This window comes from Geobacter pickeringii, from assembly GCF_000817955.1.
Classification (GTDB): domain Bacteria; phylum Desulfobacterota; class Desulfuromonadia; order Geobacterales; family Geobacteraceae; genus Geobacter; species Geobacter pickeringii.
Map to the genome: position 1 here is coordinate 1820142 of NZ_CP009788.1, position 12367 is coordinate 1832508.

General features: G+C 58.6%; 15 protein-coding genes and 1 riboswitch. Of the genes, 12 read left to right on the forward strand and 3 right to left on the reverse strand.

All coding sequences use genetic code 11. From position 1 onward, the window contains the following. Positions 1-27: 27 nt before the first annotated feature. The 5 genes from tkt to pgl are packed head-to-tail and all read left to right on the forward strand — an operon-like array spanning position 28 to position 5882. Positions 28-2115, forward strand: coding sequence for a transketolase (tkt, locus tag GPICK_RS08135; RefSeq protein WP_039742034.1), 2088 nt, complete (start codon positions 28-30; stop codon positions 2113-2115). Continuing rightward, positions 2112-2609: an RpiB/LacA/LacB family sugar-phosphate isomerase gene (locus GPICK_RS08140; RefSeq protein ID WP_052263362.1), complete on the forward strand. Its 498-nt coding sequence runs from the start codon at positions 2112-2114 to the stop codon at positions 2607-2609. The genes tkt and GPICK_RS08140 overlap by 4 nt, the downstream gene beginning before the upstream one ends. Then, complete coding sequence (gene gnd / locus GPICK_RS08145; protein WP_039742036.1) at positions 2609-3640, forward strand: phosphogluconate dehydrogenase (NAD(+)-dependent, decarboxylating); 1032 nt, start codon at positions 2609-2611, stop codon at positions 3638-3640. The genes GPICK_RS08140 and gnd overlap by 1 nt, the downstream gene beginning before the upstream one ends. Continuing rightward, positions 3637-5151 (forward strand): glucose-6-phosphate dehydrogenase, encoded by a 1515-nt coding sequence (gene zwf / locus GPICK_RS08150; RefSeq protein WP_039742040.1) that lies wholly within the window; start codon positions 3637-3639, stop codon positions 5149-5151. The genes gnd and zwf overlap by 4 nt, the downstream gene beginning before the upstream one ends. Continuing rightward, positions 5148-5882 carry a 6-phosphogluconolactonase gene (pgl, locus tag GPICK_RS08155; protein ID WP_039742047.1) on the forward strand — a complete coding sequence of 245 codons (735 nt, stop codon included), beginning with the start codon at positions 5148-5150 and terminating at the stop codon, positions 5880-5882. Before zwf ends, pgl begins: the two co-directional genes overlap by 4 nt. A gap of 33 nt (positions 5883-5915) precedes the next feature. On the opposite strand, the gene GPICK_RS08160 is transcribed toward pgl, so the two are convergent. Next, positions 5916-6266 carry a hypothetical protein gene (locus GPICK_RS08160; protein WP_039745522.1) on the reverse strand — a complete coding sequence of 117 codons (351 nt, stop codon included), beginning with the start codon at positions 6264-6266 and terminating at the stop codon, positions 5916-5918. A gap of 169 nt (positions 6267-6435) precedes the next feature. On the opposite strand from GPICK_RS08160, the gene queD reads away from it, so the two are divergent. The 3 genes from queD to GPICK_RS08175 are packed head-to-tail and all read left to right on the forward strand — an operon-like array spanning position 6436 to position 8285. Further along, positions 6436-6804, forward strand: coding sequence for a 6-carboxytetrahydropterin synthase QueD (gene queD / locus GPICK_RS08165; protein WP_039742052.1), 369 nt, complete (start codon positions 6436-6438; stop codon positions 6802-6804). Further along, the gene (locus GPICK_RS08170; RefSeq protein WP_039742054.1) at positions 6797-7549 is read left to right on the forward strand and encodes a 7-carboxy-7-deazaguanine synthase QueE; all 753 of its coding nucleotides are present in this window, start codon (positions 6797-6799) and stop codon (positions 7547-7549) included. The genes queD and GPICK_RS08170 overlap by 8 nt, the downstream gene beginning before the upstream one ends. A gap of 13 nt (positions 7550-7562) precedes the next feature. Next, the gene (locus GPICK_RS08175; RefSeq protein ID WP_039742056.1) at positions 7563-8285 is read left to right on the forward strand and encodes a creatininase family protein; all 723 of its coding nucleotides are present in this window, start codon (positions 7563-7565) and stop codon (positions 8283-8285) included. Between the two features lie 125 nt (positions 8286-8410). Continuing rightward, positions 8411-8488, forward strand: a riboswitch (cyclic di-GMP riboswitch). A gap of 312 nt (positions 8489-8800) precedes the next feature. Here GPICK_RS08175 and GPICK_RS17815 read toward each other — a convergent pair. Next, positions 8801-8938 (reverse strand): hypothetical protein, encoded by a 138-nt coding sequence (locus tag GPICK_RS17815; RefSeq protein ID WP_236685502.1) that lies wholly within the window; start codon positions 8936-8938, stop codon positions 8801-8803. Here GPICK_RS17815 and GPICK_RS18170 point away from each other — a divergent pair. From GPICK_RS18170 to GPICK_RS08195, 4 genes are all read left to right on the forward strand, one after another. Beyond that, positions 8930-9106, forward strand: a complete 177-nt coding sequence (locus GPICK_RS18170) for a cytochrome c3 family protein (protein WP_407920198.1) — start codon at positions 8930-8932, stop codon at positions 9104-9106. The two genes, GPICK_RS17815 and GPICK_RS18170, sit on opposite strands and share 9 nt — an antisense overlap. A 459-nt stretch (positions 9107-9565) precedes the next feature. Next, complete coding sequence (locus GPICK_RS08185) at positions 9566-9988, forward strand: helix-turn-helix transcriptional regulator (RefSeq protein ID WP_039742060.1); 423 nt, start codon at positions 9566-9568, stop codon at positions 9986-9988. 37 nt (positions 9989-10025) lie between these two features. Further along, positions 10026-10184 carry a hypothetical protein gene (locus GPICK_RS08190; protein WP_236685503.1) on the forward strand — a complete coding sequence of 53 codons (159 nt, stop codon included), beginning with the start codon at positions 10026-10028 and terminating at the stop codon, positions 10182-10184. Positions 10185-10192: 8 nt separating this feature from the next. Beyond that, the gene (locus GPICK_RS08195; protein WP_039745525.1) at positions 10193-10699 is read left to right on the forward strand and encodes a hypothetical protein; all 507 of its coding nucleotides are present in this window, start codon (positions 10193-10195) and stop codon (positions 10697-10699) included. Between the two features lie 366 nt (positions 10700-11065). On the opposite strand, the gene GPICK_RS08200 is transcribed toward GPICK_RS08195, so the two are convergent. Then, the gene (locus GPICK_RS08200) at positions 11066-12367 is read right to left on the reverse strand and encodes a phenylacetate--CoA ligase family protein (RefSeq protein ID WP_039745527.1); all 1302 of its coding nucleotides are present in this window, start codon (positions 12365-12367) and stop codon (positions 11066-11068) included.

Consider the following 12367-nt stretch of genomic DNA (forward strand, 5'->3'; position numbering starts at 1 on the left):
GTATTTACCAACCGTCAGGGAGATACCATGTCCACCCCCCCGCAAGCGTGTGCCACGGATCTTGATACCCTTTGCATCAACACTATTCGCTTTCTCTCTGTCGATGCGGTTCAAAAGGCCAACAGCGGGCATCCCGGCATGCCGATGGGGTCTGCACCCATGGCGTACGCTCTCTGGACTCGCTACCTGAAACACAATCCCGGCAATCCCCACTGGTTCGACCGCGACCGCTTTGTTCTCTCGGCCGGACACGGATCGATGCTTCTCTACAGTCTGCTCCATCTCACCGGCTACGGTTTGCCCCTTTCTGAAATGGAGCGGTTCCGGCAGCTGGGAAGCCGCACCCCCGGTCATCCGGAGCGGGGGCACACGCCTGGCGTCGAAATCACCACCGGTCCACTGGGGCAGGGGCTTGGCAATGCCGTTGGCATGGCTATCGCCGAGGCGCAGCTGGCGGCGCGTTTCAATCGCCCGGGCCTTGATATCGTCAATCATCACACCTATTGCATCGTTGGAGACGGCGACCTGATGGAAGGTGTTGCCGCCGAGGCAGCCTCGCTCGCAGGCCACCTCAAACTGGGGAAACTCATCTGCCTTTATGACGACAACCGCATTTCCCTCGCCGCTTCAACCGCACTTTCATTCACCGAGGATCGAGGCGCACGCTTTGCCGCCTACGGTTGGCATGTGGTGACGGTTGCCGATGGCAACGATCTGGCCGCCATCGGTGCAGCCATTGACGCGGCCCGGGCGGAAACCGAAAGCCCGTCGCTGATTCTCGTCCGGACCCACATCGGCTTCGGCTCACCCCACAAGCAGGACAGCTTCGAGGCCCATGGCTCCCCGCTGGGGTTGGATGAGGTCAGGCTGACCAAGCTCAAGCTCAGATGGCCGACGGAACCGCCGTTTCTCATTCCGGCCCCGGCGCTGGCCCACTTCCGGCAGGCGCTGGGGGAAGGGCGGCAAGGAGAAGAGTCCTGGAACGCGGCGTTTTCGGAGTATGCGCGGAAATTCCCCCACGAAGCTGCCGAACTGAAGCGTATCATGGCCGGAGAGCTCCCCGACGGATGGGAGGAGAGTCTTCCCCATTTCGCCGCCGATCCCAAGGGGATATCGACCCGGCTTGCCTCGGGGAAATTTCTCGCAGCCGTCGCCCCCCGCATCCCCGAGCTTATGGGAGGCTCGGCAGACCTGAATCCCTCAACCTACACCGTTCTTCCCGGCGAAGGAGATTTCGAGCCTCCCGCTGCCGAAGACACGGACCGGCAGGGTTCCGTGGGTCCTTCCTGGGGGTATGGAGGGAGGAACATCCATTTCGGCGTCCGCGAGCATGGGATGGGGGCGATCCTCAACGGAATGGCGGCCCACGGGGGGATGATCCCCTTTGGTGGCACCTTCCTCACGTTTTCCGATTATCTTCGTCCTTCCCTTCGCCTTGCCGCCCTGATGGGGGTACGGGTCATTCACGTATTTACCCACGACAGCATCGCCCTGGGGGAAGACGGTCCGACTCACCAGGCCGTGGAGCAGCTGGCGGCACTTCGGGCGATCCCGAATCTGACGGTGATCCGCCCGGCAGACGCCAACGAAACCGTCGTTGCATGGCGTCTGGCCCTTGAACGCCGGAACGGGCCGACGGCTCTTGTCCTCTCGCGACAAAATCTTCCCGTGCTCGATCGTACCCGATTCGCCGCCGCTGACGGAGTCAGGATGGGGGGGTATGTGCTCAGGGAGACCGAGGGAGGGGGCCCGGAATTGATTCTCATCGCCACGGGTTCGGAAATTCCCCTTGTGATTGCTTCTGAAGAGCGGCTTCGCGAACGGGGTATCAGGGCGCGGATAGTCTCACTCCCGAGCTGGGAACTTTTCGATGCCCAGCCGCGCGAGTATCGTGATGCGGTAATTCCCCCCGCGGTGACGGCCCGTCTCGTGGTCGAGGCCGGGTCTCCCCTCGGCTGGCACCGCTTTGTGGGGGAGAGGGGGGCGGTCATCGGAGTGGAGCGCTTCGGCACGTCGGCACCGGGTGAAGTGGTCATGCGCGAATACGGTTTCACGGTCGACAACATCTGTCGACATGCCCTGAGCCTCATCGGCTGCCAGGATGAGCCGGCATGAAGGTCGGTGTTGCTGCAGATCATGGCGGATTCACGATGAAGGAGCGGCTGGCCCAGTCATTGCGGAATGCGGGGTACGAGGTCACCGACTTCGGGGCAGATTCCCTCGATCCGACGGACGATTACCCCGACTTTGTCATCCCCTTGGCCCAATCCGTGGCGAGAGGCGAGATGGAGCGCGGCATCGCCCTTTGCAGCAGCGGGGTTGGGGCATCCATCGTTGCCAACAAGGTTCAGGGGGTGCGGGCCGCCCTGGTTCATGACAATTTCTCCGCCCATCAGGGGGTGGAGGATGACGATATGAACGTTCTCTGCCTCGGGAGCCTCGTCGTGGGCTACGCCCAGGCGTGGGAACTGGTGAGCAGCTTCCTCACCGCCCGTTTCAGTGGTGCCGAGCGGCACCGCCGGCGTCTTGCCAAGGTCGCAGCGGTCGAGCGGGGAGAGCTGCCCGAAATGGAAGAGCCTCACCATCCTGTCGCGAAAGGAACGGTGTAATGCGGGTCGGACTGATCGGTCTGGGAAGAATGGGGAGGGATATGGTGCAGCGGCTGCTGCGCGGGGGGCATGAGTGCGTCGTCTACGACCTCGATCATGCTGTTGTCGAGGTGCTGGAGAATGAAGGAGCTCGCGGTGCGCGGTCCCTGGCTGAGTTCGCTGCCATGCTTTCCGCGCCGCGGATTGCCTGGCTCATGGTCCCTTCGGCCGTGGTTGACCAGACGATTGCGGAGGTGGCACCGCTTCTCGCCGCAGACGATATCCTGATCGACGGCGGCAACTCCTCCTGGCGCGACGACATTCGACGCGCTGAGGAGTTGAGGTCGCGCGGAATCCATTACCTCGATGTGGGGACGAGTGGTGGCGTCTGGGGAACTGACCGGGGCTATTGCCTGATGATCGGTGGAGAAAATGAGGTCGTCGAGAGGCTCGATCCGATCTTCGCCACTCTTGCCCCCGGCATCGACGCGGCGCCGCGGACCCCAGGCCGTCATGGAGAGGGGGAACGTTCCGAGCGTGGTTACCTCCATTGTGGCCCTAGTGGGGCAGGCCATTTTGTCAAGATGGTGCATAACGGCATAGAATACGGCCTGATGGCAGCATACGCCGAGGGATTCAACATCCTTCGCCACGCCAATGCGGGAACGGTTTCGCGTGATGCCGACGCCGAAACATCGCCGCTTCGCGAACCGGAGCTCTACCGATACGACTTCGATCTCCCCCAAATCGCCGAACTCTGGCGCCGGGGAAGTGTCATCTCGTCATGGCTTCTCGATCTTACGGCGTCAGCCCTGTTGAAGAGCACCGATCTCGCCGGTTTCGCGGGGCACGTATCAGATTCGGGCGAAGGGCGCTGGACGGTGAACGCGGCGATCGACGAGGGGGTTCCCGCTCCGGTGCTGTCAGCCGCTCTTTATCAGCGGTTCAGCTCCCGTGGCGATGCCGGCTTCGCTGATCGTCTTCTCTCCGCAATGCGCTTCGAATTCGGCGGGCACCGGGAAAAGGGTGGGCAGAGGGGCAGCGGACAATGAACGCAACCTCGAAGGAACCGACCATTCTCGTCATCTTCGGAGCCGGCGGCGACCTCACCTGGCGCAAGCTTATTCCGGCTCTCTACAATCTCCATCACGACCGCTATCTTCCCGATCGGTTCGTCATCATCGGGGTGGCGCGACAGGAAACGGACAACGATTCGTTCCGCCTGCGGCTGCGGGAGGGGGTCGACCGGTTCTCGCGCCGCGGCGCGACCGACCCCGAGACCTGGCAAGGGTTTGCCGACCGGATTTTCTACTTCAGGGGCGATTTTACCGCAGCACAAACCGGAGAACGGCTGAAAGTGCGTCTCGAGGAGATCGAACGGGGATGGGGTGAGCGGGCGAACAGGATCTTCTATCTCGCGATTCCTCCGACCTCTTTCGAGGCGGCGACGCGGCAGCTTGAACAGCTCGGTCTCTGCAAAGACTGCGGTCACGACCGTCTGGTGGTGGAGAAACCGTTCGGCCGTGATCTCGACTCGGCCCGGGCTCTCAACCGTCTCCTCACCGGAATGTTCGACGAATCGCAGATCTACCGCATCGATCACTATCTGGGGAAGGAGACGGTCCAGAACATCCTGGCGCTTCGCTTTGCCAATTCCCTCTTCGAGCCGGTCTGGAACCGGCGCTACATCGACCATGTCCAGATCACGGTGGCTGAAACCGTGGGGGTTGAGAGCCGGGGAGGGTACTACGAGGATGCCGGTGCGCTGCGCGATATGGTTCAGAACCATCTGCTCCAGATCCTCTGTCTCATTGCCATGGAGCCGCCGGTCTCCTTTGCTGCCGACGAGGTTCGCAACAAGAAGGTGGATGTGTTGCGCGCCATTCGCCCGATTCCGGCCGAAGAGGTGCATCATTTCGCCGTCCGCGGCCAATACGGACCCGGCGCCGTCGAGGGGAAAGCCGTGCCGGCCTACCGGGAGGAACCGGGCGTCGCACCTTCCTCCACCACCGAAACGTATGCAGCCCTCAAGCTCCTTATCGACAACTGGCGCTGGCAGGGAGTGCCGTTCTACCTGAGGACCGGGAAGCGGATGCACACCAAGGTTTCCGAGGTCTCGATCGTCTTTCGTCCCGCCCCCCATCACCCGTTCCCCGCGGCAGCGGTGGAGAGTTGGCAACCAAATCGTCTCGTGCTGCGCATCCAGCCGGAAGAGGGGATCATATCCCGCATTCAGGTAAAGCAGCCGGGAACGCGGATGCTGCTGGGTCCGGTCGACATGGCATTTCACTACCGTGAAGCCTTCAGGGGATCATCGCCCGAGGCCTACGAGACGCTTCTCCTTGACGTGATCCGTGGCGATGCCACCCTCTTCATGCGGGCCGATCAGGTGGAAAGCGCCTGGGGGGTCATCTCGCCGATCCTTGATGTCTGGGAAACGGTGCCAACCGCTACCTTCCCCGACTATCCCGCAGGGACCTGGGGGCCGGAAACGGCCGATCTGCTCATTGCCCGGGACCGCCATAACTGGCTGCAGCCGGCCGGTGCGGAGGAGAGCCCATGATCCTTATTCATCCCGACCGGGAAGCCCTTTCATCTGCCGCCGCAGAACTCTTTGTCCGGGAAGCCCGTCAGGCAATTGCCGAACGGGGAAGTTTCATCTCCCTTCTTTCGGGTGGTGAAACTCCCCGCCGTACTTACGAACTGCTGGCCTGTTCTCGCTTGCGGGACCAGGTTCCCTGGGAGAGAGTCCACCTTTTCTGGGGAGACGAACGCTGTGTTCCCCGCGACGACCCGCGCAGCAATTACCGGATGGTGCGGGAAGCATTGCTGGATTATCTCCCCATCCCCCCCTCGCACATCCATCCGATCACGTGCGAAGGAGGCGCCGATGCCGGTGCCGCCTGGTACGAAGCCGAATTGCGCGCCTTCTCCCACGGAGGGATACCGCGATTCGATCTGGTGTTCCTGGGTATTGGCGAAGATGGTCACATCGCCTCGCTCTTTCCAGGAAGCCGCCTGCTTGGCGAAACGGAGCGCCTGGTGGCGGTATCCACACGGGAAAACGAAGCAATCCAGCGGGTAACGGTTACCGTACCCGTCATCAACCAGGCTGCTCTCATCGTTTTTCTGGTATCAGGCGAGGAAAAGGCTCCGATCGTGCGGGAAGCACTCGCGGGTATGCGTGAAATGCCGGCCCGGCTGATCCACCCGGTGGACGGCAAGCTGTTCTGGCTGCTGGACGAGGCGGCAGTAAGGCTGGCACAAGAGGTGAGGGGAGGGGGTTTGGCTTAAAGTGTTAGATTAAATATGGCGTGCAACTGTCTATTATTTAATATATTTTTCAACCATGAACTCGATAAGTTCTCCAATTGTCGTCCGTTGCCGCGCTGCAGCAATCTTCAGCTTCAAATGGAGATCTTCGCGAATGTTGGCGGTCAGCCTCACATCACCCTCGGGGACAAGGCCGGACAGGCTGCGGGCGCCCTTCGGTGCGTCCTTCCGCTTCTTGGGTGAAGCGCTCTTTGCCGGCTTTTTTCCGGCAGCCGCGGAAGATTTCCGGTCCTGTGCCGCAGTCGGGGCGGAAGGATTCTTCTCACGTGCACTCTTTGGTTTTGATGCTTTGACCTGAGGCTCCCCGAAGAGCGCCATTTGGCCTTCAAGTGGTTCATTGGTCACGGCGAGGGTACCACCTAGCTGAGTAATTTGCGGACGCATTATAATCATACATACTTACCCATGCAACCAAATTCCACTGACCACTACTCCCAGAGACTCTTTTGATTTTTTGCCCTGGGCATGGTACTATCCCGCCCTGCGCCATACAGAATTAACGGAAGGAAATATCATGTACAGACTGAAAATCGTCACATCCTTCGCAGCAGCCCATTGCCTCATCAATTACCAGGGAGACTGCGAGAATCTTCACGGGCATAACTGGAAGGTTGAGGTGGAGGTCACCGCCAGTGAGCTTGACAAGGCCGGACTCGGCATCGACTTCAAGGTGCTCAAGCAGGAGACGAACAGCCTGTTGCGGACCCTTGACCACAAATATCTCAACGAACTCGACCCCTTTCGTGAGATCTCGCCTTCATCCGAAAATATCTCGCGCTATCTTTACGCCGAACTCTCCAGAAGGCTGAACGACGGCAATGTGACGGTCGCCAGCATTACGGTCTGGGAATCCGATAACGCCGCTGCCACTTACTATGAGTAGTTCGTCCGCGGAACTTGCGGAGGTATTCTCATCCATCCAGGGAGAGGGTGGGCTCATCGGGCTGCGACAGGTCTTTGTCCGCTTTCGCGGCTGCAACCTGCAGTGCGATTACTGCGACACGCCAACGGACTTCTCTGCCGAGCCGTGCCTTGCAGAGCAGACCCCCGGTCGTCGCGATTTCGTACCGGTTGAAAACCCGGTGGCGCTGCACCGGATTCTTTCCCTCATTGAGGGTTGGCATCGGGGATGGCCCGGCGTCCATCATTCCGTCAGCATCACGGGTGGAGAACCGCTCGTGAGCCATGAGATTTTACGGTCATGGCTGCCGCACCTCAGATCGCTGCTTCCCGTTTATCTCGAAACGAACGGCGTAATGCACACCGCCCTTGAGCTCCTCATCGATCATATCGACATGATTGGCATGGATATCAAGATCCCGTCAACATCGGGTTGCACCGATCTCTGGGACGATCACCGTCGTTTCCTCCGTGTAGCCGCGACAAAGGATGTCTTCGTCAAGGTCGTCGTGGGAGAGCAGACCGAGGAGTGGGAAGTGGAGCGGTCTGCGGAGATCGTCGGCGGGGAGGGGCGTGAGATTCCCCTGATCCTCCAGCCGATCACCCGACTTGACGGCACCATCGGCATCGCTCCGGTGAGGGTGCTCGAATTACAGGAAATTGCCTCCCGGTATCTGCGGGCTGTTCGTGTCATTCCCCAGACCCACAAGTTCATGGGACAGCTCTGAAGGCGGAGGAACGATGATAATAGAGGAAATGACGATGGGGGAGTTCGAGGCGGGGCTGAAAGTAACTCGAACCATCCTGATTCCCTTTGGCTCCGTTGAGGAGCACGGCTACCATCTGCCACTTTCCACCGACACGATTCAGGCCTATGAAGTGGGCAAGAAGGCCTCGCGCCTGATCCCGTTGTTCGTCGCTCCTCCGATTCACTATGGTTCGTGCCGCTCAACATCGTGCCATCCCGGCACCATCTCCATTTCAACTGCAACTCTCAAGGCGCTGCTCAAAGACATTGTCCGCTCCCTCTATGGACAGGGGCTGCGCAATGTCATCGTCCTCACCGGCCATGCCGGCGGCTCCCATCGGATGGCGCTTCAGGACGCGGGAGAAGAACTCCTGCACGAACTGGCAGAACTGAAAATAGCCGTCTTGACTGAATACGATCTCGCTGCCCGGGAAGGCCGGAAGGTAATCGAAACGGAAGGGGACGCCCACGCCGGGGAAATCGAGACATCACGCATTCTCCATAGCCATCCCGACCTCGTGAAAGGGACCGGCGCCAGGGAGTTCCCAAACTTCCCCGTCGGGATGCTCGTCCGGAACAAGCGCAAATACTGGCCCAACGGTGTCTGGGGAGACCCGACCAAAGCATCGGCTGTAAAAGGTAAGCAGATAGAGGAGCTGGTGGTAGCCAAAATTGTTGAACTGACTGATTTCATGGATAAATTCACAGACGACTGAATTCACTGCCAATAAATCGGAGAATGTGCTCTCCGAGGGGCCAGGAGGTCGCGAAAGCTCTAAAGCTTCCGGAATATAATCCGATCAAATAATAAAAACTCCATAAATAAATTTTTTTGTTTTTGTCACCGAAAAGGTAAAGCCCGGGTAACCGGGTGGCACAAAGCTACCTATCCAGCTGGCTGGAAAGAGGGGCTGTCGAAGTGGCATAAAGGCTGAATGCCCGCCTGTGCCTTTGTGTGCCTGGCGGATTTTTGTTTTTTATGGGGAGTAGAAGTCATCTGCGATCTTCGATAACCGTGGGGGTGACGATGCAAGGCGAGAGGATATGTTTTCTGGTGGCATCAATGGCTTTCATAGTCATAACAGTACCGGTTCATGCCGCATGTGATCACGCACGGCAGATCCAAAGTGACTATTCGTCGGCCGCTCGCTGGTCGCGAGAGGTCCTGAGTAAATCGAAAACTTCACATGAGTTGTTTGGCCAGTCACCGGATTTGGATTTTGACAAGTTCTCAGTTCAATGCCTGATCTGCCACGACAATGGCATGGCGCCCGGACGGGTCCGCTTCCTCCACAAAGGAGACGATGGACAGAGCCCCCTGGGCCGGGACCATGTTATTGGAGTAGATTACGCAAAGGTGATGTTCCAACGCCACGATCTGAGTCTCAAACGGCCCGATCATCTGGACGGGCGGATCACATTGGTTGACGGCAAAGTGGGATGTCTATCCTGTCACAATATGCTAAGTCAGGAACGATCACTGTTGACCATCAACAACAATTCGAGCCAACTTTGTCTCTCGTGCCATGAACGGTGAAAATGGCACCTGAAAAGGAGCGAAAATCGACCTGATTGCCGTTCACCGGGCACCCCCGACCAACTTAACATAATATATCTTATGGGACGTAAATTGTGGGGGACAAAATGGAGCGACCCGATACCCTTGCTGAGATGGAAAACGAGGTCTTTGTCATGGTCAATGAAACTCTGGCCGAAATGAAGCGCGACCACTGTGACCTCTTCAAAAGTGACCAAGGGTTGGCAAGGCGTCTGTTTCGCGCGTTATTGGTCCATCGCCTGAATGGTGATTGCGAATCGGAAAAGCCTCGTCATTTGCGCTTGGTCAAGACCCCCCATTGTATAACATGGGGGTAACTCCCGATTTTGAAACTGATTGACACTCTGTGATACTCATTGACACTGTATTGGGTATCTGGTAAAAAGCATGCGCAATACCAAATGACACTGATTGACACTATTTGACACTGAGGTGCACATGTCACGCAAGACCAAAAAGACCAAACGGGTAAATCTGACCCCTGACCAGCTTCTGCAGGCTGAGTTTGACAAGTCCACCGCTCTCAAGTTCCCCGCTCTCCCCCGGCCCGTATCGGGGGCAAGACGTGAAACTCTTGATGACGTCAACGCCTTCCTCAGCGGCTCCACCGTGGAAGAAGAGGCCCGTCCCGCCGCAGGGGCGGGGACGGGGGCAGCTCCGGTTCCTGCTGGTGATCCTCCTGCGGCGGATGCTCTGCTTCTGACCGTGGCGGACCTCTGCGGTCTACTTCAGATTTCCCGTTCCACCTTCTTCCGTCTGAAAAAGGCCGGACAGGTTCCCGGCTGCATCACCCTCGGCGGACAGGTTCGGTATCACCGGGAAACGGTCGAAGCGTGGCTTCGCTCTCAAGTAAAGGGGTAAGTACATGACTCGATTCAACGCCAATAATGGCGGCACTTTGGAAAGAAAGGTTAGCGTCCGTCTTGATGCTGACCGCTTCGCGTTTCTGGAGGACTACGCAAGACGGGAGGGTTACAGCGTCTCCCTGATCGTGCGGCACCTCGTCTGCCGCTTCGTGGAAGATCGGCGCAAATACGCCGGGGTGAGGTTGCCATGACCGGGGCAATGGAATACACCGGAAGGGCTCAACCGGTTCTACCGGGCGCGCCCTTCCCTCTCGACATTGACAGGCTTCTGGGGGACGTCAACCGGACCTTCAACCCGCTTCACAACGACCGGCTGGTGGATTTCCACGTCTCCGGGGCGCAGGACGGCTACGTCTTTCTCTCGGTCGCACTTCCGGAAGGGATGACCCGCGGCTTTGTCACCCTTCTTGAATCCCTGTGCGGCTTCATGCGGGCGGTGGACGTCAAGTCTCGCTCGGCTTCGGCTCAGGCTCGGGCAATGGACCCGGCAAAGATCAAGGAACGTGACCAACGGCAAGCGGATTTCCGGGAAGAGGTCTGCACCCTCTTCGACAGCTTCACGGCTCAGGGGATGGAACGGAAAGAGGCCGTCAAACGCACAAATTCCGCTCTCAAGGCGTCCGGCTCCCCTTGGGCGAGTTATGACGTGGTCTTGTCGGTTCTGCGGTCGTGCGGTCGATTGCGAAAAGTGAAGAGCCGTCCATAGGGATGAGGCCAGCGCGTGGCCCGAAGCGCCAACGTGGCGCGCTCGTCGGGCCGGTTTCGCGCGTTCAAGGCCTCGTATCCCTGTGGTCGGGTCAGGGAAAGCGAGGTGATGTGAAGCTGTTGACTTTGGCGGACAATCCTCCTACAACGGCGGACAGGTAAGCGTTCTCCGGTGTGGGTAAGGGTAAGCTCCGCTCGGTAACATATCGGAATTACAGTAGTATATCTTATGGGACGTAAATAGAAAGGATTAAACTGACGATGCATATGGATCAACGACGCCCAGCCCCACCCATGGGTCGCGCCCCCCAAAGCGCTCAGAAGCCATTCTAGGGCGTCGTTTTTCCAGTGCCGTCCCAACAAAAAATCAGAGCTGTCGTTTGTCGATAACTCTTGTGGCTTTCCCTTCGTGCCGCGGGATGCTGTTGGGCTCCACAAGTTTTATCGTCGCGCCAACCCCGAGTACTGAGTCGAGCCGCTTTTCCACCAGCTCCAGGAATGCCCGCTGGCGCTTCATCTCGTCGAAGAAGATGTTCTCCGTGACTTCGATGCGGACCTCCAGCACGTCCATGGCCCCTTTTCGATCGACTACGAGTTGGTAATGGGGTTCGCATCCCTCGATCGCAAACAGAACTTCTTCGATCTGCGACGGGAATACGTTGACCCCCTTGATGATGAGCATATCGTCGCTGCGCCCCATGGTCTTCCTCATGCGGACCATGGTTCTGCCGCATGCACAGGGCGCATAGTCGAGGCATGTGATATCCCTGGTCCGGTAGCGGATCATAGGAAACGCCTCTTTGGTGAGGGTTGTCAGCACCAGCTCCCCTATGCTTCCTGGCGGGAGGACTTCACCCGTCTCCGGGTTGATGATCTCGGGAATGAACGCATCCTCGAAAATATGCATACCGCATTTGTATTCACAGTCACCAGCGACGCCCGGACCTATGATCTCGGAAAGCCCGTAATTGTCTGTGGCGCTGATGAAGAGTCGATTCTCAATTTCTCTGCGCATCGCTTCCGACCACGGCTCGGCACCGAAAAGCCCGACTTTTAATGAAAGGCTCTTCGGGTCGATCCCCATTTTCTCCATTCTGTCGGCGATCGTTATGGCGTAACTGGGGGTGCAGACCAGGGCGGTGGTCTTGTAGTCCTGCATGATCATGATCTGCTTCTCGGTATTGCCGGCACTCATGGGGATCACCGACGCGCCGATTGCCTCCGCCCCGTAATGCAGGCCAAAGGCTCCGGTGAACAGACCATACCCGAACGCAATCTGAACCACATCGTCATGGGTAACGCCGGCAGCAGTCATGAAGCGTGCAACGAGATTGGACCAGGTTTTGATATCGTGCTTGGTGTACCCGACGACGGTCGGTTTCCCCGTTGTTCCTGACGACGAGTGGATGCGGACCACCTCCCGGAGCGGCACGGCGAACATGCCGTAGGGGTAATTGAGGCGGAGGTCCTCTTTGGTCGTGAAAGGCAATTTCTGCAAATCCGACAGCGACTGGATATCTTCGGGAACGATGCCAATCACGTTGAACTTGTTCCGGTAGCAGGTCACACTTTTATGCACCCTGTTCAGGGTGGCCTGGAGCCTCTCCAGTTGGAGCTGCTCCAACTCTTCCCGTGGCATGCATTCTAATGTCGGTTCCCATATCGGCAT

Excerpts from the sequence above, each read along its gene's own strand:
- tkt (WP_039742034.1), top strand. The coding sequence starts at position 28 with ATGTCCACCCCCCCGCAAGCGTGTGCCACGGATCTTGATACCCTTTGC.
- GPICK_RS08140 (WP_052263362.1), top strand. The coding sequence starts at position 2,112 with ATGAAGGTCGGTGTTGCTGCAGATCATGGCGGATTCACGATGAAGGAG.
- gnd (WP_039742036.1), top strand. The coding sequence starts at position 2,609 with ATGCGGGTCGGACTGATCGGTCTGGGAAGAATGGGGAGGGATATGGTG.
- zwf (WP_039742040.1), top strand. The coding sequence starts at position 3,637 with ATGAACGCAACCTCGAAGGAACCGACCATTCTCGTCATCTTCGGAGCC.
- pgl (WP_039742047.1), top strand. The coding sequence starts at position 5,148 with ATGATCCTTATTCATCCCGACCGGGAAGCCCTTTCATCTGCCGCCGCA.
- queD (WP_039742052.1), top strand. The coding sequence starts at position 6,436 with ATGTACAGACTGAAAATCGTCACATCCTTCGCAGCAGCCCATTGCCTC.
- GPICK_RS08170 (WP_039742054.1), top strand. The coding sequence starts at position 6,797 with ATGAGTAGTTCGTCCGCGGAACTTGCGGAGGTATTCTCATCCATCCAG.
- GPICK_RS08175 (WP_039742056.1), top strand. The coding sequence starts at position 7,563 with ATGATAATAGAGGAAATGACGATGGGGGAGTTCGAGGCGGGGCTGAAA.
- GPICK_RS18170 (WP_407920198.1), top strand. The coding sequence starts at position 8,930 with ATGTTCCAACGCCACGATCTGAGTCTCAAACGGCCCGATCATCTGGAC.
- GPICK_RS08185 (WP_039742060.1), top strand. The coding sequence starts at position 9,566 with ATGTCACGCAAGACCAAAAAGACCAAACGGGTAAATCTGACCCCTGAC.
- GPICK_RS08195 (WP_039745525.1), top strand. The coding sequence starts at position 10,193 with ATGGAATACACCGGAAGGGCTCAACCGGTTCTACCGGGCGCGCCCTTC.
- GPICK_RS08200 (WP_039745527.1), bottom strand. The coding sequence starts at position 12,367 with ATGCCGATATGGGAACCGACATTAGAATGCATGCCACGGGAAGAGTTG.